The organism is Pedobacter sp. AK017 (genome assembly GCF_014200825.1).
Classification (GTDB): Bacteria; Bacteroidota; Bacteroidia; order Sphingobacteriales; family Sphingobacteriaceae; genus Pedobacter; species Pedobacter heparinus.
In genome coordinates this window covers 533990-555317 of sequence record NZ_JACHCW010000001.1, presented here as the reverse complement: position 1 = coordinate 555317, position 21328 = coordinate 533990, and the positions used below count along the sequence as shown (strand labels likewise).

At 41.6% G+C, this 21328-nt stretch carries 18 protein-coding genes and 1 tRNA gene; 10 read left to right on the top strand and 9 right to left on the bottom strand.

Going from position 1 to position 21328, the window contains the following annotated elements; translation table 11 throughout:
* Positions 1–242: 242 nt before the first annotated feature.
* From HDC92_RS02500 to tgt, 3 genes are read right to left on the bottom strand one after another with little or no spacing between them, the layout of a single operon-like run.
* Entirely contained in the window at positions 243–1133 is an 891-nt protein-coding gene (locus HDC92_RS02500) for a DMT family transporter (protein ID WP_183872084.1), read from the bottom strand.
* A complete protein-coding gene (locus HDC92_RS02495) occupies positions 1133–2236 on the bottom strand; it encodes an LptF/LptG family permease (protein WP_012781587.1) in 1104 nt (367 codons plus the stop codon). Before HDC92_RS02495 ends, HDC92_RS02500 begins: the two co-directional genes overlap by 1 nt.
* Positions 2237–3367: a tRNA guanosine(34) transglycosylase Tgt gene (gene tgt / locus HDC92_RS02490; RefSeq protein ID WP_183872082.1), complete on the bottom strand. Its 1131-nt coding sequence runs from the start codon at positions 3365–3367 to the stop codon at positions 2237–2239.
* Between the two features lie 187 nt (positions 3368–3554).
* On the opposite strand from tgt, the gene HDC92_RS02485 reads away from it, so the two are divergent.
* From HDC92_RS02485 to HDC92_RS02470, 4 genes are all read left to right on the top strand, one after another.
* The gene (locus HDC92_RS02485; protein ID WP_183872080.1) at positions 3555–4685 is read left to right on the top strand and encodes a glycosyltransferase; all 1131 of its coding nucleotides are present in this window, start codon (positions 3555–3557) and stop codon (positions 4683–4685) included.
* On the top strand, positions 4676–5308 hold the full coding sequence (gene rsmG, locus HDC92_RS02480) for a 16S rRNA (guanine(527)-N(7))-methyltransferase RsmG (RefSeq protein WP_012781590.1): 633 nt from the start codon (positions 4676–4678) through the stop codon (positions 5306–5308). The genes HDC92_RS02485 and rsmG overlap by 10 nt, the downstream gene beginning before the upstream one ends.
* Positions 5309–5407: 99 nt before the next feature.
* Complete coding sequence (gene dprA, locus HDC92_RS02475) at positions 5408–6499, top strand: DNA-processing protein DprA (protein WP_183872078.1); 1092 nt, start codon at positions 5408–5410, stop codon at positions 6497–6499.
* Between the two features lie 152 nt (positions 6500–6651).
* Positions 6652–8013, top strand: a complete 1362-nt coding sequence (locus HDC92_RS02470; RefSeq protein ID WP_183872076.1) for a pyridoxal-phosphate dependent enzyme — start codon at positions 6652–6654, stop codon at positions 8011–8013.
* 91 nt (positions 8014–8104) lie between these two features.
* Here HDC92_RS02470 and murA read toward each other — a convergent pair whose 3' ends face one another.
* The 3 genes from murA to HDC92_RS02455 form a co-directional block, all read right to left on the bottom strand.
* Positions 8105–9430, bottom strand: coding sequence for a UDP-N-acetylglucosamine 1-carboxyvinyltransferase (murA, locus tag HDC92_RS02465; RefSeq protein WP_012781593.1), 1326 nt, complete (start codon positions 9428–9430; stop codon positions 8105–8107).
* Between the two features lie 33 nt (positions 9431–9463).
* Positions 9464–10132 (bottom strand): DUF4290 domain-containing protein, encoded by a 669-nt coding sequence (locus HDC92_RS02460; RefSeq protein ID WP_012781594.1) that lies wholly within the window; start codon positions 10130–10132, stop codon positions 9464–9466.
* 175 nt (positions 10133–10307) lie between these two features.
* Positions 10308–12617 (bottom strand): ATP-dependent helicase, encoded by a 2310-nt coding sequence (locus tag HDC92_RS02455; protein ID WP_183872074.1) that lies wholly within the window; start codon positions 12615–12617, stop codon positions 10308–10310.
* Between the two features lie 117 nt (positions 12618–12734).
* Here HDC92_RS02455 and HDC92_RS02450 point away from each other — a divergent pair, with 117 nt between their 5' ends.
* From HDC92_RS02450 to HDC92_RS02435, 4 genes are all read left to right on the top strand, one after another.
* Positions 12735–14105, top strand: coding sequence for a dipeptidase (locus tag HDC92_RS02450; protein ID WP_183872072.1), 1371 nt, complete (start codon positions 12735–12737; stop codon positions 14103–14105).
* A gap of 59 nt (positions 14106–14164) precedes the next feature.
* Entirely contained in the window at positions 14165–15187 is a 1023-nt protein-coding gene (locus HDC92_RS02445) for a glycoside hydrolase family 25 protein (protein WP_183872070.1), read from the top strand.
* Between the two features lie 89 nt (positions 15188–15276).
* Positions 15277–15360: transfer RNA gene (locus tag HDC92_RS02440), tRNA-Leu, on the top strand.
* Positions 15361–15437: 77 nt separating this feature from the next.
* The gene (locus HDC92_RS02435; protein ID WP_012781598.1) at positions 15438–15620 is read left to right on the top strand and encodes a hypothetical protein; all 183 of its coding nucleotides are present in this window, start codon (positions 15438–15440) and stop codon (positions 15618–15620) included.
* Between the two features lie 37 nt (positions 15621–15657).
* On the opposite strand, the gene cls is transcribed toward HDC92_RS02435, so the two are convergent.
* Positions 15658–17115 carry a cardiolipin synthase gene (cls, locus tag HDC92_RS02430; protein WP_183872068.1) on the bottom strand — a complete coding sequence of 486 codons (1458 nt, stop codon included), beginning with the start codon at positions 17113–17115 and terminating at the stop codon, positions 15658–15660.
* Positions 17112–18209, bottom strand: coding sequence for a mandelate racemase/muconate lactonizing enzyme family protein (locus HDC92_RS02425; protein WP_183872066.1), 1098 nt, complete (start codon positions 18207–18209; stop codon positions 17112–17114). Before HDC92_RS02425 ends, cls begins: the two co-directional genes overlap by 4 nt.
* 51 nt (positions 18210–18260) lie before the next feature.
* Here HDC92_RS02425 and HDC92_RS02420 point away from each other — a divergent pair, with 51 nt between their 5' ends.
* On the top strand, positions 18261–20273 hold the full coding sequence (locus HDC92_RS02420; protein WP_012781601.1) for a thioredoxin domain-containing protein: 2013 nt from the start codon (positions 18261–18263) through the stop codon (positions 20271–20273).
* Between the two features lie 11 nt (positions 20274–20284).
* The gene (locus HDC92_RS02415; RefSeq protein WP_012781602.1) at positions 20285–20785 is read left to right on the top strand and encodes a peptidylprolyl isomerase; all 501 of its coding nucleotides are present in this window, start codon (positions 20285–20287) and stop codon (positions 20783–20785) included.
* A 93-nt stretch (positions 20786–20878) separates the two neighbouring features.
* On the opposite strand, the gene HDC92_RS02410 is transcribed toward HDC92_RS02415, so the two are convergent.
* Positions 20879–21322, bottom strand: coding sequence for a hypothetical protein (locus HDC92_RS02410; RefSeq protein ID WP_012781603.1), 444 nt, complete (start codon positions 21320–21322; stop codon positions 20879–20881).
* Positions 21323–21328 lie beyond the last annotated feature (6 nt).

The window sequence follows — 21328 nt, the reverse complement described above, 5'->3', positions numbered from 1 at the left end:
TGTTTTATGTATTTTATTTTTATTTTGTGTTTGAATGGTTTTCTTGATTTTTTCTTGCTTTTATGGCTGTTTTTTATCCATTGCCCATTCTTTCCGGTTTGGTGTTTAAATGTGTTGTTAAGGTACACTATTTAGCTGATAAATAAAATTAAATTTAGGTGTTGGATATAGTTTCTGTATACAAAAAAGAGCTGCTGGCTAGCACAATTTTTGCTCCCCTACCCTGCACGAGGCAGGGATTTTTAGTCGTGTTTTTTATATTTTTTGTAACGTGGATACAGGAATACGGCAGCTAAAATAATGACCGCACCAAGGTAAAATCCGATAGACATAGCCTCTTTTGTCCCAAAGAAAATGAAGGCCAAAAGTATACCATACACCGGTTCAAGATTGGTAACGAGGGCAACCCTGAAAGCGGATAAAGTGCGCATGACAGCTACCCCTGCAACATAGGCCAGAGCGGTACAGATGGTGCCCAGCAACATCAGGTACAGCCAGTCGGAAGTGCTTAAACTGAAACGTTCCAGAAGCAGGCTGCCGTCGAATAAACGGTACAATGTAATCCAGAAAAAGGCTGCTGTAATTTCATAGAAACCGATGATAACAGGATTGCTTTTTTGTACCAGGACAGAATTTATGGTGGCAAAAAGACTGGAGGCAAGAGCTGCAGACAGCCCTAAAATGATGCCGGATGTATATCGTGATTCGAATTTAAAGATGAGATAAATACCAAAAATGATCATTAAACCGACGATAATATCTGCTGTCTGCAGCTTTTGTTTCTTGATGAGTGGTTCCAGGATCGCTGTAAAAAGCGTAAAGGAGGAGAGACAAACCAGTGTGACCGATACTGTAGAAACCTTGATGGCCTGAAAAAAAAGGATCCAGTGCAGGGCTACAATGCTGCCTGTAAAAAAGAAGGCTAAAAACTGCCTTTTTTCAACTTTCAGACTGGTTTTACTAAATTTAAAGTAGACGAAAAGGGTGATGCTGGCTATTAAAACCCTGTACCATACCAGTTGTACGGCATTGATGGAGATCAAGGCGCCAAGTATTCCTGTAAAGCCCCAGATGAATACCGTAAGATGTAATATCAGCAGGTTTTTGCCGGGATTTACAGCTTTGGCAGACATTATTTGGGGGCCTTTCTGAGCAGATAAAAGCCCAGTAAACCAAAAAATAAAGTGGGTGCAATTACAGCCAGTAACGGAGGCATGCCGCCTTTAAGAGAAAACATTTTTGCGAATTGGTTAAATACAATGTAAGCAAAACTTAATAAAATTCCGATACCTAAGGGCAGTCCAACCCCTCCACGCACCTTTCTGGAGGATAATGCGACACCTATAAGGGTTAAAACAAAAGCCGACAAAGGGTGTAAATAGCGTTTGTATTGCTCAAATAAGAGGTCGTTCCAGATACCGGAGCCCCTGATTCTTTCTTTTCTGATCTTTTCAGAGAGTTCTTTATTGCTTAAATTTTCAAAGACATTGTCGTAAGCAGAGAAGTCGTCCGGCCGCATGTCAAGTACCGTGTCTTTTGTAAGGGAAGTACCGCTTACAAAAGTTTCCTTTAAACCGTTCACATATCTTATAGAATAGTTGGTTAGCTTCCATGATCGTTTTAAGGAGTCCCATTTGATTTCGTCTGCAATAAGCTTCTTGGTCAGCACATCCCCTTTAAAGTTGTCTAATGAGAATTTTGTACCTGTTTTGCTCTTGTTGTCAAAATTATCCATAAAGATATAGGTGTTGTCGTCCAGCTTCATATGGATATTGCTTTTGCTGGATGGATCATTTTTCTTTACGTAGGTATTCTCGAAAGTGTTTTTGAGCTGATTGGTATAAGGCAGGATGTATAAGTTGGAAGCTAGGTTAACCGCAAAAATGACAAATGCAGATACAAAATAGGGAAGAAGAAAACGGTTAAAGCTTACTCCCCCACTTAAAATAGGCACAATTTCAGTTTGGTCGGCCATTTTTGCAGTAAAAAATATAACCGCTATAAAATTGATCAGCGGCGACAGCATATTTACATAATAAGGGATAGAGCCGGCGTAATAAAGTGATATGACCTGCCAGAAGGTAAGGTTGGCACTTAAAAAATCATCCAATTTCTCCGACAGGTCAAAAATAATGATGATCACTACAAATAAGGTAAGCGTATATAAAAACGTGCCCAGATATTTGCTGATGATATACCAGTCGAGAATTTTGACCCTGTCCTTGATGAAGTTCATTTACAATTTATTACCTAATATAGTAACCATTTTGTTTTTCCAGGCGTAAAATTCTCCACTCATAATTTTTTCACGGGCAGATTTAACCAGCCATAAATAAAAGTGGAGGTTATGTAAAGTTGCAATTTGTGCACCCAGCATCTCTTTGGAGTGCATTAAATGTCTTAAATAGGCTTTAGAGTACACCTGGTCTGCAACCAGATCACTTTCTGCCTCAATAGGAGAAAAATCATCGGCCCATTTTTTATTGCTGATATTGATGACCCCATTTTTAGTGAAAAGCATGCCATTTCTGGCATTTCTGGTTGGCATCACACAATCAAACATATCTACACCGAGGGCAATGTTCTCTAAAATGTTGATCGGGGTGCCCACACCCATTAAATAACGTGGTTTTTCGTAAGGAAGTATATCACAAACCACTTCGGTCATGGCATACATTTCTTCTGCAGGTTCACCTACAGAAAGACCGCCAATGGCGTTACCTTCCCGGCCCATAGCCGCAATAAATTCTGCTGATTTTACGCGCAGGTCTTTGTATACAGATCCCTGTACGATAGGAAACAGGGTTTGGTCAAAACCGTATTTGGGTGTTGTGGTATCAAAGCGTGTACAACAGCGTTTTAGCCACCTGTGGGTCATGTTGATGGAGTTTGCTGCGTATTTATAATCACATGGATAGGGGGTGCATTCATCGAAGGCCATAATAATATCGGCCCCGATGGTACGCTGAATGTCCATTGCGTATTCTGGTGTAAAAAGGTGTTTGGAGCCATCTATATGAGAGCGGAAGGTCACGCCTTCTTCCTTTATCTTCCTTACCTTACTTAAGGAATACACCTGATAGCCGCCGCTATCCGTCAGGATCGGACGGTCCCAGCCAATAAACTGATGTAGACCGCCTGCGCGTTCCAGAATATCGAGACCAGGTCTTAAATATAAATGATACGTATTTCCTAAGATGATTTTAGCATCAATATCATTTTTAAGTTGCTGCTGGTTAATCGATTTAACCGTTCCTGCAGTGCCAACAGGCATGAAAATGGGCGTCTGTATTTCGCCATGGTCTGTTGTGATTGTGCCTGCCCTCGCTTTCGAATGTATATCTTTTGCCGCTAAATTGAATTTCATTTATGTGTATTTATTGTTTTTAACTGGCTGGCCGGCAAATATTGTCCGGCTTATTAAATTTTCAGTCACCAATTAAAATCCCGGCAAAAATAGCAAAAAACAAGCTATAAAAAGGTTAAATTTTTTATCAACATAAACGAACATTACAGATTAAAAACCAGAAATTTGACACCTTCAAAAGTAGATCGTGGAATTAACCTTATTAGTGAGCCTGGAGAATTGCCTGCTCGGCATATTGATTTTTTGTTTTCTGATACAGCTATGTTTTAGCTTGTTTGTTCACCTTAAACTGGCGCTCGTAAAGGTGGATGAAATACCGGATAGGGCTGCAAAACCTTTAAGTGTAGTGATCTGTGCGCGCAATGAGACCGAAAACCTGAAACAATATCTTCCTGTGGTGCTGCAACAGAATTATGCCAATTACGAGGTGGTTGTGGTAAATGATCGTTCCTGGGATGGTACAAAAGACCTGCTTGAAGAATTTTCAAAACAATACAAACATCTTAAAATCGTTACGGTAAATGAAGGAAGTAAGTTTATTGCCGGTAAAAAATTTGCGGTAACCATGGGTATAAAGGCTACTTCAAACGAATGGCTGGTATTTACTGATGCCGATTGTATGCCGGCTTCTCCCAACTGGTTACTGGGGATGCAGCAGCCTGATGACGACCAGACCGAGATTGTTTTGGGCTATTCACCTTACCTGAAGAAAAAAGGGCTTTTAAATGCCCTGATTAGGTTTGAAACCTTTTTTACAGCGGTCAATTACCTGTCTTTTGCCCTGAAAGGAATGCCTTATATGGGGGTAGGCCGGAACATGGCCTATAAAAAATCACTTTTCTTTAACAATAAAGGTTTTGCAGCACATATGCACATTCCTTCCGGAGATGACGACCTTTTTGTAAATGCACATGCACACCACAACAATACTGCAATAAGGATCAATAAAGATGCACAGGTATGGAGCGTGCCCAATACCAGTTTCGGGGCTTATTTACGGCAAAAAAAACGTCATTTTGGTGCTGGTAAATTGTATAAAGCCAAACACAAGTTTATTTTATCGGCCCAGATTATGGTACAATTTCTTTTTTATGTGGTATTTGCGCTGTTGCTGTTTTTCAAAACAACATTTTATCCTGCGCTGGTGATATTGGCCCTTAGCATCATTGTCAGGTGTTTTATCTATCCCAGACTTTTAAAGCGGCTCAGTTATGCTGATTTGAGCTGGTGGTTTCCTGTGCTGGATTTACTATTATTCATTTTTTTAGTCTTTAATGGCTTTGTATCTATATTTGTTAAAAAAATACAGTGGAAATAAAATCAACGTTAATACAGGAATACTTTAAAGATCTGACTGAAAAGCAAATTGCCCAGTTTGATCAGTTGTATAGTTTATATAGTTTTTGGAATGCACAGATCAATGTCATTTCGAGAAAAGATATAGATGAACTTTATGAACGTCATATCCTGCATTCATTGGGGATTGCCAAATTCTGCACCTTTAAACCGGGCGAAAAAGTACTTGATGTGGGTACAGGTGGTGGTTTTCCAGGTATTCCACTGGCCATTTTATTTCCGGAAACTTATTTTCATCTGGTAGATTCCATTGGCAAAAAGATCAAAGTGGTAACAGAAGTTGCCTCGGCCCTTGGTCTGGAAAATGTAAAGGCAAGCCATTTGCGGGCAGAACAGGTAACGGATAAATTTGATTTTATCGTATCAAGGGCAGTAACACGCCTGATTGATTTTTACCCCTGGATTAAAGGGAAGTTTAATAAGGACTCTAAAAATGCCATTCAAAATGGGATCCTGTATTTGAAGGGGGGAGATTTGACCGAAGAAATTGCCGAATCAGGCCTGAAAGCGGAATTATATCCGCTTTCAGCTTACTTTAAAGAAGAGTTTTTTGAAACCAAATACGTGGTTTACATTCCGCAGTAGTACGGTTACCAACTTATGTTTTTAATTTAATCTGTCTGATTTTCAATTGGATACTGTTGTTGCTGTGGTTTAATGCTGCTAAACTGTCTAACTTAGCCTATGAGTTTAATCCACAAAATAGGTCTTACACTGATCAAAAGTGTAGGGGATGTCATCGCAAGGAACCTGCTCGACCAATTTGGGAGTGCAGAAGCGATTTTTAAAGCTGATAAATATCAGTTAATGGAAATTTCTGGTATAGGAGAGGTGGTTGCCACACAGATCTTAAATCATGATGTCTTTGAAATTGCTGAAAAACAGCTGGCATTTATTAACAAACACCGCATACAGGTACTTTTTTATACCGATGAAAACTATCCATGGCGCCTGAGGAACTGCCATGATGCGCCGGTTTTATTGTATTATAAGGGCAATGCAGATTTAAATCATTTCCGGATCATCAGTATCGTAGGCACCAGAAGGGCAACAGAATATGGCCGTAAACTGTGCAGGGAGCTGGCAGAGACCCTTGCCCCATATCGGGTAATCATTGTGAGCGGACTGGCCTATGGCATAGATGTAGCTGCCCACAAGGAAAGTTTACAGCAGAATATACCTACAGTGGGCGTATTGGCACATGGTTTAGACCGCATCTATCCAGCCCTGCATAAACCTGTAGCCCAAAAAATGTTGCTCAACGGTGGTCTGTTAACTGAATTTCTACCAGATACCATCCCCGATAAGGAGAATTTTCCAAAACGGAATCGAATTATTGCTGGTATTGCTGATGCAACAATTGTTGTGGAGGCCACGACAAAAGGTGGGGCTTTAATTACTGCTGATATCGCAAATTCTTACAACAGAGATGTGTACGCTTATCCGGGACGAACGAATGACCAGTATTCTGCAGGATGTAACTTTTTAATCAAGACCAACAGGGCTTCCCTGATCAGTCATGCCAAAGATCTGATCTATTATTTGGGTTGGGATGAGATAGTTTCCGAAAAAAGCAGTTCGCAATTGCAATTACCCGTAGGTCTTTCTGACGAGGAACAAAAGATCGTAAATATTTTAACAGCTACACCAATTGGTATTGATGAAATAGGACAGCAGTTAAATTTCAGCCAGAGCAAGCTGGCCATGCACCTGCTTAGCCTGGAAATGCAGGGCATTCTGGTGGCCTTACCCGGCAAATTTTATAAGCTGAATTAGAATATTTTTCATTTGCCGTTATTATCGTCTGTTTGTAAGTCTATTGGAATACTAGAATAAAATGTTGTTTTGTAATAATCAGTAAAGCAATATTATATTATGAATATTTATTTGTTTGTAGAATTCCAATCTTCAATCCGTATTTTTGCAGCATGTGGTACAATAATATTTTAGAAACCATTGGCAATACGCCACTGGTAAAATTGAATAACATTACTAAAGATATTCCTGCAACTGTATTGGCTAAGATTGAAACTACAAATCCTGGAAACTCGATTAAGGATCGAATGGCGGTAAAGATGATTGAAGATGCGGAAAAAAGCGGCAGGCTGAAACCGGGAGGTACAATTATAGAAGGTACCTCCGGTAATACCGGAATGGGGCTGGCTATGGCGGCTATCATTAAAGGTTATAAATGTATTTTTACCACTACTGACAAGCAGTCTAAAGAAAAAGTAGATGCTTTACGGGCCTTTGGGGCCGAGGTAATCGTTTGTCCCACTAACGTAGAACCAGAAGACCCGCGCTCTTATTATTCGGTATCTTCCCGATTGGAGCGTGAGGTGCCAAATTCCTGGAAACCAAATCAATACGATAATTTATCCAATTCCCAGGCCCATTACGAACAGACTGGTCCTGAAATATGGGCGCAAACTGAAGGTAAGATCACCCATCTTGTAGTGGGGGTAGGTACGGGTGGCACAATTTCGGGCACAGGAAGATATCTCAAAGAGCAAAATCCGGATATTAAAGTATGGGGTATAGATACCTATGGATCAGTTTTTAAGAAATATAAAGAAACAGGGATATTAGATAAAAATGAGATCTATCCTTATATCACAGAAGGTATAGGCGAAGATTTTCTGCCAAAAAATGTAGATTTTGACATCATCGATCTTTTTGAGAAAGTAACGGATAAGGATGCTGCATTAATGACCCGTGATATTGCCCGGAAGGAAGGGATATTTGTTGGTAATTCTGCTGGTTCTGCTATTGCTGGATTGCTGCAGTTAAAGGATAAACTAAAACCTGAAGATGTGGTGGTGGTGATTTTTCACGATCATGGTAGTCGATATATGGGTAAAATGTACAATGAAGACTGGTTAAGGGAGCGTGGTTTCCTTAAGGATGAAAAACTTACGGCCCGGTCGATCATTAAAAAGAAAGAAAGTGCTGAGATCGTCACCATAGATTGTGAAAAAACAATCCTGGAGGCCATCAACAGCATGAATATGCTCAATATTTCACAAATACCGGTTACCCAAAAAGGTATGGTAATAGGTAAATTGGCCGAAGGAGATATCCTGAAAGCCCTGCTGGAAAACCCATCGTTAAAATCTGCGCCTGTTCAGCAGATCATGTCGGCGGGTTTCCCTTTTGTTGATTTGAACACTTCTATAGACAGGATTTCTTCTTTGATCAATAAAGAAAACAGTGCCGTACTGGTTGAAGACGAACAGGGTAAAATTGAGATCATTACACAATACGACATCATCAATGCAATTTCGGGTTAGCCCATTAAAAATATACCGAGACAAAAACAACACCCAAATAAAAAAGCCCCAGTTAGGGGCTTTTTTTATGGTTTATACCTGTCAAGTAAACTTAATGTGTCGGGGCCGAGGCTTCTATACGTTTGATCTGTGCACCCAGGGCACGCAGACGGGTATCGATGTCCTGATAACCACGCTCAATCTGCTCTATATTGAATATGGTTGATTTTCCTTCTGCCGATAGTGCGGCGATCAGCAGGGATACGCCTGCACGGATATCCGGGGAAGTCATGCTGATCCCCCTTAATTTATACTTCTTGTCTATACCATTTACGGAGGCCCTGTGCGGATCGCAAAGAATGATCTGTGCACCCATGTCTATCAGTTTATCCACAAAGAACAGCCTGCTTTCAAACATTTTCTGATGGATCAGGACATTTCCGCGTGCCTGTGTAGCTACAACTAAAATAATGCTCAGCAGATCGGGCGTAAAACCAGGCCATGGGGCATCTGAAATGGTTAGCATAGAACCATCAATAAAGGACTCAATTACATAATGTTTCTGTGAAGGAATATAAATGTCATCTCCTTTCAGCTCAAATTTGATTCCCAGTTTTTTAAATACATCAGGTATTACGCCCAGCTCAGGGTAGCAAACATTTTTTATGGTAATTTCCGATTCTGTCATGGCAGCTAAACCTATGAAAGAGCCTATTTCTATCATATCAGGCAGCATCCTGTGTTCGGTTCCACCCAGTTTCTGAACACCTTCAATGGTCAGCAAATTGGACCCTACGCCCGATATTTTAGCACCCATGCGGTTCAGCATTTTGCATAGTTGTTGCAGATAGGGCTCGCAAGCCGCATTGTAAATGGTTGTTGTACCTTTAGCGAGTACAGCTGCCATAACAATGTTGGCCGTACCTGTTACGGATGCTTCATCCAGCAGGATGTAAGCACCTTGTAAATTCGTTGCATCAACATTGAAGAACTCTTTTTTACTGTCGTATATAAACTTTGCCCCCAGTTTCTCAAAACCAATAAAGTGCGTATCGAGTCTTCTACGACCAATTTTATCGCCACCTGGTTTAGGAATGGCGGCTTTGCCAAAGCGGCCCAGTAATGGACCAACAATCATAATTGAACCTCTTAAACCTCCGCCTTTCGTTTTAAAAACGTCCGACTGGAAAAAATCAAGGTTGATGTTTTTAGCTTCAAAAGTATAGGTATCTTTGTTCAGGCGTTCGATGGTCACACCCATATCTCCCAGCAATTCAATCAGTTTATTTACATCTTTTATATCGGGTATATTGCTTATGGTGATCTTCTGATCAGTCAATAAAACAGCAGAGATGATCTGTAAGGCCTCATTTTTAGCCCCCTGGGGTTGAATTTCGCCCTTTAGTTTCTTTCCGCCAATAATTTCAAATGCGTTCATGTTATTCGTAAGATGTATGGTAAACCGGTAAAATTAGTGTCGCTGTTTGCCGTTGTTGTTGCGTGCAGGGCGGTTGTTGTTGTTTTGTCTGCCTTTACCATTATTTCTTCCGCGGTTGTTATTGTTGTTGGATGGTCTGGCTACAACAGGCTTAAATTCAACTTTATTTAAATTCACATTCTCATCCAGCTGGAGTTGTCCGCCCGACAGTTCGCGGAGGTTCTTTAAAATTGTTTCATCTGCCACGCTGTCTTTGTTCCAGGTTACATAAGCCATTTTCATAAAATTGGCAATGCCCTGTACCATAGCAGCCCTGCGTTCCGGTTCTTCAACCGCTTTGGCTTTTTCTATCATCATTTCAACAGTTTTACCATAATGTTTGTAGGTAATTCTTTGCTGAGGATAACCGATATGCTCTGGTTTTACCAATGCTGCTTCCGGGGTTGGCTTTGGATAGGGACTGTCCACATCAATTTTATAACCCGAAATGATGTGTAAATGATCCCAAAGCTTGTGCTTAAAATCGGCAACATCACGTAAATGAGGATTTAAAAAGCCCATTAAATCTATAACTGCCTGTGCGTATTTATTGCGTTCTTCAAGATCTGGGAGTTCAATAATGTACTTTACCATGTTTTGTACATTACGGCCGTATTCGGCTAATATCAACTCGTTTCTTGTGGTGTTGTATTCGAAATTCATTTATATATGTTTCGTTTTTATAATTAGAATGGGCCGCTTGTCATAAATCTGGCTCATTTATACCGGCATAGTCTTTAAAGAAATAACGACAAAAGGCCGGTTTTTTATATATTACAATCAGTTTTTTGTTTATTTGGGAAGCACGGGCTTCCTGTATATGCTGTAAATATAAGGGTTATTTCACAATTCGCAACTTAGCAAATTTTAGTAACAATTGTTTGTTGCCAAGGCCCTGGAAAAACACGGTTGCTTTTACATCAGGTAAGGTACCTTCCAGACTGATAATTTTTCCGAAACCAAATTTTTCATGCTCTACATCCATGCCATTCTGAAAAGCACTTGCAGCATCGGGTGTAAAACCCGGTGTGGGCACGTGTGCTTTAGGTAACATGGCGGTAGTTTTTGGCCTTGGTGCCTGCGTACTTACTGTTCCTGTACCTCCTGAGGCTGGTTTTGGTTTGCTAAAAGTATCCCGTTGCTGTGTCCAGCTCCGTCTTTCATCGCTGAAACTGTTTTCGGTCAGGCTGCTTTTTGCAGGTTTTACCACTTCAATTTCCAGATAACGGGCATTAATTTCATCTATAAACCTGCTGGGTTCACAATTGGTCAGCGTTCCCCAGCGATACCTTGAGGTAGAGTAGGTGAGGGTCAGCTTTTTTTCTGCACGGGTTACGGCTACATAGAACAGTCTGCGCTCCTCTTCAAGGTCGCTGCGGGAATTTAGCGACATCTGCGAAGGAAACAGGTTTTCTTCCAGCCCAACTACAAATACGTTCTTGAACTCCAAACCTTTAGAGGAGTGGATGGTCATCAATGAAACCGTGTCCTTGTTCTTGTCGTCAGCTTTATCATCGTTGGTCAGTAATGCAATATCCTGCATAAAAACAGCCAGACTACGGTCTTCAATGTCTTCACGCTCACCAAATTCCTTAATACCATTTAACAGCTCCTGTATGTTCTCATGCCGGCCACGCCCCTCTTCCGACTGGTCGGCATGCAGTTCCTTTAAAATTCCGGAATGCTGGGCAATATATAAAGCTGTTTCGTAAGCATCCAGTTTCTTTGCCTCAACAGCAAAACTCTGGACCATTACGGCAAAATCATTCAGTTGATTGGCAATTCTGCCTGGTATGTATTGCTGCGGGTTGCAGATCACCTGCCACATCGTAATGTTATGCTGATCGGCAGCCACCATGATTTTCTCTACCGTTGTGTCGCCCAAACCCCTGCGCGGGTAATTGATTACCCTTTTAATGGCCTCTTCATCAGCAGGATTAAAAGTTAACCTGAAATAGGCAATTAAATCCTTTACCTCTTTCCGCTGATAGAAGGAGAGACCGCCGTATATCTTATAAGGTACATTTAATTTTCTTACAGCCTCCTCCATGGCGCGCGACTGGGCATTTGTCCTGTACAGGATAGCGAAATCGTGGTAATCGTAACCCTTGGATGAACGTTCCTGTACAATGGCCTCTGCTACCATTTTACCTTCCTCATTATCTGTAAAAGCACGTTGTACCTTGATCCTGTCGCCCGCTTCATTATCAGAAAATACGTTCTTTTCCAGCTGATTTTTATTGTTTGCGATGATACTGTTGGCCACCTCAACAATATTTTGGGTGGAACGGTAATTCTGCTCCAGTTTATAGACCTTTAAATCGGGATAATCGCGTTCAAAGTTCAGGATGTTCTGGATGTTCGCCCCCCTGAAGGCATAAATACTTTGGGCATCATCACCCACCACACATATATTCTGATAAGCGGCGGCCAGCTTTTTAACAATTGTATACTGCGAAAAGTTGGTATCCTGGTACTCATCTACCATCAGGTATTTAAATTTCTGCTGGTATTTGTTCAGTACATCGGGATGGGTTTTCAGCAAAACATTCGTTTTGAACAACAGATCATCAAAATCCATTGCACCAGCTTTAAAGCAGCGCTTGGTATAAGTTTCATAAATCACCCCGATTAAAGGCCGTTTATTGCTTACATCCTCGGCCTGGATTTCAGGATTTTGCATGTACTCTGTATACGAAACCAGGTTGTTTTTAGCAGAAGAGATCCTGTTGTATACAAAATTTGCATTGTACAGTTTATCGTCCAGCTGCATTTCCCGCAATATGGTCCTGATCAGGCTTTTGCTGTCGTCAGTATCATAAATTGTAAAATTAGATGGATAGCCTATTTTCTCGGCCTCAACCCTTAATATTTTAGCAAATACAGAGTGAAAGGTACCCATCCAGATGTTCTTGGCCTCAGGGCCAATCACTTTCATGATCCGCTCACGCATGTCCTTGGAGGCCTTATTGGTAAAGGTAAGTACCAGGATATTAAAGGCATCTACCCCTTTTTCAATCAAGTGGGCAACCCTGTAGGTAATCACCCTTGTTTTTCCAGAACCTGCACCTGCAACAATCATTGCCGGGCCTTGTGTATTTTCTACTGCTGCGCGTTGTTGGGGGTTTAAACCTGCTAAATAATCCAAAATCCGTTCCTGCTGTTTCTTATGTTAAAGTGCAAATTTAAGAAATTCTACACTGTTAATGCTATAAGTTACCCCGGATTATTTTTTACCTTGTATCTTTGTCCAAACTAATTTGTTATGCAAGAGATCAAAAAATATGTTGAAGAAAACAAGCAGCGTTTTTTAGACGAGCTGTTTGAATTGCTGCGTTTTCCATCCGTTAGCGCCGACCCAAAATATAAGGGCGATGTACTTAAAACTGCTGATTTTGTAGCGCAAAAGCTGAAAGATGCCGGTGCAGATAAAGTAGAGCTTTGTGAAACCGCAGGTTATCCCATTGTTTACGGCGAAAAGATCATTGATGAACAACTGCCCACAGTTTTAATTTACGGTCATTATGACGTGCAACCGGCCGATCCGCTGGAATTATGGAAAACCCCTCCCTTTGAGCCTACTGTACGCGACGGCAAGATCTATGCACGTGGCGCATGCGATGATAAGGGACAGTTTTACATGCATGTAAAGGCCTTTGAGCTGATGATGAAAACCAATACCCTAAGCTGCAATGTGAAGTTCATGATTGAAGGCGAGGAAGAGGTAGGTTCAGCAAACCTGGGCACTTTTGTCAATGCAAATGTAGAACGCCTTAAGGCCGACGTGGTTTTAATTTCTGATACCTCCATGATCAGCATGGAAAACCCTTCAATTGAAACCGGACTGCGTGGCCTGGCTTATATGGAAGTTGAAGTTATAGGCCCTAACCGCGATTTACACTCCGGTGTATATGGTGGTGCAGTGGCCAATCCGGCAACGGTGCTTTGCAAAATGATCGCTTCCTTACATGATGAAAACAACCATATCGCCATTCCCGGATTTTATGATAAAGTACTGGAACTGACAGATGAAGAGAAAAAGGCATTAAATTCGGCCCCATTTGATTTAAATGAATATAAGGAAGACCTGGATATCAGGTCCGAATGGGGAGAAAAAGGTTATTCTACCTTAGAGCGTACCGGAACCCGGCCAACCTTAGAGGTGAATGGCATCTGGAGCGGTTATACTGGTGAAGGGGCCAAAACGGTACTCCCTTCCAAAGCCAATGCTAAAATTTCTATGCGCCTGGTACCCAACCAAAGTTCTGAAGAGATCTCTGCCATCTTTACCAGGCATTTTGAAAGCATAGCCCCCGATTATGTAAAGGTAAAAGTTACCACCCACCATGGAGGGGAGCCGGTAGTTACGCCTACAGACAGTGTAGCCTACCGTGCAGCAGAAAAAGCCATTGTAGATTCATTTGGTAAAGCACCAATTCCTACCCGTGGGGGTGGAAGTATCCCTATTGTGGCCTTGTTTGAAAGCGCTTTGGGTATTAAATCTGTGCTTTTTGGTTTTGGTCTGGATAGTGATGCACTTCACTCGCCAAATGAGAAATACGATATTTTTAACTACTATAAAGGAATAGAGACTTTGCCTTTGTTCCATAAGTATTTTGCTGAATTGAGTAAGTAGTTGTTCTTGCACGTACGGTGCTTAATTTATAAAAAAGTCAATATTCCTTCTCTCTGCGGATGCTGAAGAAGCATCCGGATGTCGACCAGGAACATTGGCTTTTTTATTTTGGGAGCAGACCTGTATGGCGTATTCAGAGTTTATTGTATTTTTGCAGGATCATGCCTCCAGCACCTAGAAAAACACCTGCTTCCAGAAAATCTACTTTCCGTCAAACTTATGAATCAGATGCATCAGGCCGTCCTCGAAGAAAAACAACTCCAAGAAAGAAAGTTGTAAAAAAAAGAAAGCCATGGCCGGTAGGTCTTAAGTTTTTGATAGCTGCACTATTGCTGATTTTGCTTTCCCCATTCTATTACGGATATATCATTAAAGGTTTTTCTTCCACCTGGCGATGGATAAAAGACCTGGGCGAAGATCCCAGTTACCGTACTTACAGCAGCTTTGACATCAGGATACCCAAAGGTTTTGGTATTCATGGCATTGATGTTTCTTACTATCAGGGTAAAATAGATTGGAAACAGGTTAAGGCCATGAAGGAAGATGATGTTAAAATTGATTTTGCATTTATAAAGGCCACTGAAGGTTTGTTTAAAGTAGATCCTTATTTTCAGCGGAATTGGCGTGAAGCACCAAAGGCCGGGGTTGTTTGCGGCGCTTATCATTATTTCAGACCGCAAAAACCAGGTGAATGGCAAGCTAAGTTCTTTTTGCAGACCGTTAATTTTGAAGCTGGAGATTTGCCGCCTGTTGTTGATATAGAAGAACTGGATGGTGTACCGGCCTCAAAAATGAGGGTTCAGTTAGCCGGATTCTTAAAACATATTGAAAAGAAAACTGGTGTTAAACCCATCATTTATACAGGCTTGTCTTTTTATAAGGACTATCTTCGGGGACATTTTGATGCATATCCACTATGGATCGCACACTATCATCAGCCAAAATTAAAAGTTAGTGAGGCCACAAACTGGCACTTCTGGCAGCATTCTGATAAAGCTAAAATCTCAGGGATCAACCATGTAGTTGATTTTAATGCATTTAATGGGGACACCCTGGCATTTGACCGCCTGCTGATCAAATAATAATTAAAAATAATTCTGTAGCTATTCGTAAAAATTAACAATAATGCTATATTTGCGCCAAGTAAGGATTTTTCTTTAGTGATGTCAATGCCCGGATGGCGAAATTGGTAAACGTTGCGGTCTCAGAAGCCGTTGGAGTACAATCCTTGAGAGTTCGAGTCTCTCTTCGGGCACGTCGAAACTTTAAAGCCTGCAAAACATTGTTTTGCAGGCTTTTGTTATTGTAAATATCGCCCAATAAATTAATATAATGATCAGATTGAACAATGAAACGCCTTCGGAAGTATTGCAGGAAGTAAAGAAGGGTGACCTGGTTACCGATACCTTTAGCAAAACCGGCCTGGTAGAAAGTATAGAAACGGACGACGACGGCTTGTACAAAATCTATAGCTTTAACCTGGTTACCGGCCGTACCATTACCATAAAAAAATAAGATATATCCGCACGCCCAACCGGATGGCGTGAAATCTTTATAGCAGGGGCGATAAAAGTCGTGCTGCCTTTTCTATCAATTGTTTGTAGAACGGACGGTCGGCCCATTGTTCCGGATCAATTTTTCTCGCATCTTTCAGATCTTCATAAAAAGCGGCAGTCAATTCAGAGGCAATTTCAATGTCATATACAATGGCATTTACCTCAAAATTGAGATCAAAACTCCTGAAATCCATATTGGCCGTGCCTACTATTGCAATTTTCTTGTCGGTTACCATCGTTTTGGCGTGTACAAAACCTTTCTGGTACTGGTAGATCTCAACCCCTGCATTTAGTAAATCATTATAGTAAGATCTGGCTGCAGCATTTACCAGTACAGAATCAGATTTACCTGGAACGAGGAGCTTTACTGTTATTCCGCTCAGTGAAGCAATCGTCAGTGCATCAAGCAAACTCTCTCCGGGTATAAAGTAGGGGCTGGTGATGAGGATTTCTTCGGTAGCCAGATTTATAGCCTGAAGGATAGAAAATAATATGGTAGGCGACTCCGAATCTGGTCCGCTTGCAGCAATCTGAACAATTTTGTTGTCTGTCCCGTTTTGCAAAGGCGCTGTCGGAAAAAAGTTGCTGTCCGGCTGCAATACCTCGCTGGCACAAAAATTCCAGTCGCACAAAAACAGGTACTGCAGGTATTGCGTTCCGGGACCATCAATGCGCAGGTGCGTATCGCGCCAGTAAACCTGTTTTGGGTTCCTGCCATCATTGATATACCTGTCGCTCACATTAATACCTCCCACAAAAGCAGTTATACCATCAATTACAATAATTTTTCTGTGGTTACGGTAATTCAGCCTGTTGGCGAAAAGCATGAAATGCACTTTTAGAAAAGGGAAGGCATTTATACCAGCCGCTTTAAGGCGGGGAACTAGTTTTTTACGGATGTCCCGACTGCCAAAATCGTCATAGATGAAACGTATAGTTACACCTTGTTTTGCTTTTTCAATCAGCAAAGCTTCAATCGCCCTGCCAATTTCATCATCTTCATAAATGTAATACTCGATGTGGATATGGTGTCTTGCATTTTTGATGGCATGCAGCAGCTCTGGAAATTTCTGTTCCCCATTGATCAGCAGCTTAACTGAATTCTTGGCGGTTAAAGGGCTCATAGAGTCCTTTAAAACCATAAAGGCCAGTTCTTTATTGCTGATTATAGCAGCGTGGTTTTGCTGAAAGGTCTGTTCCGAATAATTGAGTATCCTTTGCTGAAATCTGGCAGCCAGGTCGTCATTTTCATAAAGCTTCTTGCTGTACATTTTCCTGTGGCGGTAGTTGATGCCGAAGGAAAAATAAAAGATCATTCCAAAAATAGGTACAAAGACAGCAAATAACAGGTAGGCCAGCGTTTTTGTAGTACTTCTGGTATCATAAATGATGCGCAAGCATACTAAAACCAGGATAATTACATACGCAATTTCGCCAATCAGCAGCCAGTTCATATTAGCCATTGCTCACATCCCACCAAAAAATGCGGATCGGCATCTGCACCTATACCAGGTGTATCGGGTACATCCAGGAAGTAGCCATCATAAGTCAGCCCCCCCAGAACCGGATCTACCAGGTGCCCCAGTAAACAGGTATCCAGGTCAAAAAACACCACATTCGGACTCGCTAAAGCAAAATGCAGATTGGCGCTCAGGGCAATCCTGCTTTCCAGCATACTGCCAATCATACATTTAACGCCTGCCTGCAGGGCCGTTTCATGGATTTTTTGTGCTTCTAAAATGCCACCTGATTTAGAAAATTTGATGTTCAGGTATTCACAGGACTGGCTGTTGATGAGTTTTCGGGCATCGTGGTGGTTATAGCAGCTTTCATCGGCCATAATTTTAATGGGCGAGTTCAGGCTCAGTTCGGGCAGTTTATCATCGTACCAGGTACGCATGGGTTGTTCACAAAATTCGATGTTTAAGGGAGCAAGTTCTCCCAGTGCAAAAAGTGCATCATCAAAACTCCATCCCTGGTTGGCATCAAGGCGCAGCACCATATCATCGCCAACTGCCTTTCTGATCTGTTTTACACGTTCAATGTCGTCATGGATTTTTTTGCCCAGCTTTATTTTGATGATCCGGCAGCCCTGGTGCTGATATTTGAGCGCCGAAAGTGCCATATTTTCAGGCGTATCAATGCCAATGGTCATATCGGTTTCGATACTTCGTTTTTGTCCGCCTAAAAACCGGTACAGCGGCAGGTTGGCATTTTTTGCCGCAATATCAAACAAAGCCATGTCAAAGGCACTTTTAATGGTGCTGTTGTGTGCCGCATAGCCCAGCAGGTCGTTCATCCGTTCAGGAATATCCAGAGGATCTTTACCAATCAGGATCTTTGCAAAATCCTGCGCCATGGCCAGACAGGTTTCCTGTGTTTCGCCAACAATCATAGGGAAGGCAGAGCATTCGCCAACACCATATATTCCTGCATCGGTGTAGATCCTGATCAGCACGTTCTGCGCAAAGTGCATGGTGCCCGTAGCAATCACAAATGGTTCCATAGGAATGCTGAAACGGTAAATTTCGGTATGGGTAATCTTCATTAGCGTACAATCTATAACGTAAAAGTACAATTTACTTTTTACCTTTATCCTATGAATACAGAACCCAATAGCTTAATTAAAGCTTCATCGCCCTATTTGTTACAGCATGCCTATAACCCGGTTAACTGGTATGAATGGGGTGCCGAGGCCCTGCAAAAGGCCAGCGCAGAAAATAAGCTGATCCTGGTGAGCATTGGTTATTCGGCTTGTCACTGGTGCCATGTAATGGAAAGGGAAAGTTTTGAAAACCATGAGGTTGCTGAAGTGATGAACAGGCATTTTGTTTGTATAAAGGTAGACAGGGAGGAACGCCCTGATATTGACCAGATCTATATGCTGGCCATACAGCTGATGACAGGAAGCGGGGGCTGGCCATTAAACTGCATTTGCCTGCCCGATCAGCGGCCAATTTATGGAGGCACTTATTTCAGGAAAGCCGACTGGGTAAATGTATTGGAAAGTGTTGCCGCAATGTGGGCCAATGAGCCGGATAAGGCTATAGCTTATGCCGACCGCTTAACTGATGGTATTCAAAATGCTGAGAAAATAATACCTCAGATTAAGGTAGATGAATATACTAAAGCACATTTAACAGCAATTACAGAGCCCTGGAAACGTTATTTTGATATGGCTGAAGGTGGATACAACCGGGCGCCTAAATTTCCCTTGCCCAATAACTGGCAGTTTATGCTGCGCTATAGTCACCTGATGCAGGATGACGCCACCCATGTATCGGCTTTGCTAACGCTTGAAAAGATGGCAATGGGTGGTATTTACGATCATGTTGCCGGCGGCTTTTCCCGTTATTCAGTAGATGGCGACTGGCATGTGCCACATTTTGAAAAAATGCTTTACGATAACGGGCAGCTGATCAGCTTATATGCCGAAGCCTATCAGTACTCCAGGTCGTTGTTGTTTAAAGAAGTGGCAGAAGAAAGTATTGAATGGCTGGAAAGGGAAATGATGTCGCCCGAAGGCTTGTTCTATGCTGCGCTTGATGCAGATAGTGAGGGCGTGGAAGGGAAGTTTTATGTTTGGGATAAACCTGACTTTGAGGCAGTACTTGGAGATGATGCAGATTTGCTGTCCGATTATTTTAATGTTACTGATGAAGGGAACTGGGAAGAAGAGCAGACCAATATCCTGCTCAGAAAGTTTACAGAAGAGGAATATGCCGAAGTTAAGGGGATATCTGTAGTAGAACTGCTGCAAAAGATAAAGACCGCAAAAATTAAACTGTTACAGGAAAGGAGCAAAAGGATCAGGCCTGGACTGGATGATAAATGTTTAACGGCCTGGAATGCAATGGCTATAAAAGGACTTGCGGAAAGTGCTGAAATATTTGACCATCCCCATTATTATGAAATGGCCAAAAAAGCCGCCTCCTTTATATTGGCCCATGTAAACACTGCCGATGGTGGCCTGTACCGTAATTTTAAAAATGACAAGGCAAGTATTCCGGGATTTTTAGATGATTACGCTTTTTTTATTGAAGCATTGATTGCACTTTATGAGGCAGATTTTGATGAAAACTGGCTAAAGGAGGCCAAAAGACTGTGCGATTATGTGCTCCTTAATTTTGAAGATGAGCATAGTCCGATGTTGTTCTATACCTCGGCTGCCGGAGAGACTTTAATTGCGCGTAAGCACGAGATTATGGACAATGTAGTACCGGCATCCAACTCCGTTATGGCCCAGAACCTTCATAAACTGGGGCTGCTGTTTGATGAGGATGTTTATAGCATTAAAGCCGAAGAGATGCTGGCCGCCGTCCTTCCGCAGATTAAAACTTATGGGTCGGCTTATTCCAACTGGGCCATACAGCTTTTAAACCAGGTATTTGGTATAAATGAAATTGCGCTGACAGGTGCGGCTGTTAAAAAGCAGAAATCGGCCTTCAATGCACACTATATCCCTAATAAAATTACATTAGGAGGAACAAAATCCCAGCTTCCGTTGTTAAAAGATAAGCAAAGCATTGAAACAAAAATCTATATTTGCCGAAATAAAGTATGCCAGTTGCCAGTAGCTACTGTTGATGAAGCATTAAAATTGATAAATTAAAAAACATCACAATGAGTATTAAACCCAATACAGTAGTATCATTAACGTACGAGTTGCATACGACTAATGAAGAAGGACAGCAAGTTTTTGTAGAAAAAGCGGATAAGGAAAATGCACTCGTTTTTTTATATGGTACAGGAATGATGCTGCCAAAATTTGAAGAACATTTAAGCGGTTTAAACGTTGGCGATGAGTACAGTTTTGAGCTTTCTGCAGCTGATGGCTATGGAGAAATTGATCCGGGTGCTTTTGCTGACCTGCCAAAAGATATGTTTAAAGATGTTGAATTGCCAGCCGTTGGTGATGTGATTCCTTTGCAGGACAACCAGGGAAACCATTTCCGGGCTGGCGTTACTGCCGTTCATGAAGATGTGGTTGCTGTTGACCTGAACCACCCTATGGCTGGTAAAAACCTGATTTTTGCAGGTGAGATTTTAAGTGTACGTGAAGCTACCCAGGAAGAGCTGAGCCATGGTCATGCCCATGGTGCTGATGGTCACTCCGGTCACTAAATAGCATTACATTTTTTTTCAAATTCTGTAAGCAGTACTGCTTACAGAATTTGAAAAAATAATAGAATTCCCGCTTAGGAACTTATGAAGTCATTATATAGCTTTTGCAGCAACGAGTGCAATAGGTGGGTTGTCCATCGCATTGCCGGGAATTAATTTAAGCGTACCTTTAACTGTTACCGTTTTATAAGTAAATTTAATAGGCTCGGCCATTTCTACCAGTACCATAATAGGAACACCATTTTTTCCACAGTAAAAGCATTGGTTGATTGGAAGGGTGGATAACATGAACCTGGTTTGTTTCATGCCATCTTTGATGGGTACAATATAACCCTCAAGTTCAAAGGGCTTGTTGGCATATTTTTTTATTTCAGGACTAAATATAGCCTGCATTTCAGTGTCTTTAACAATTTTGAAATCTACCCCGCCAACGATCTCCCAGTTGTCAGAGTTGATCTGGTCATCGGGGTTGTGCTGTGCTTTAACGGCAAAGCCTGTAAAAAGCAGGGCAATAAATATCAATTTCTTTATCATCATTTTCCT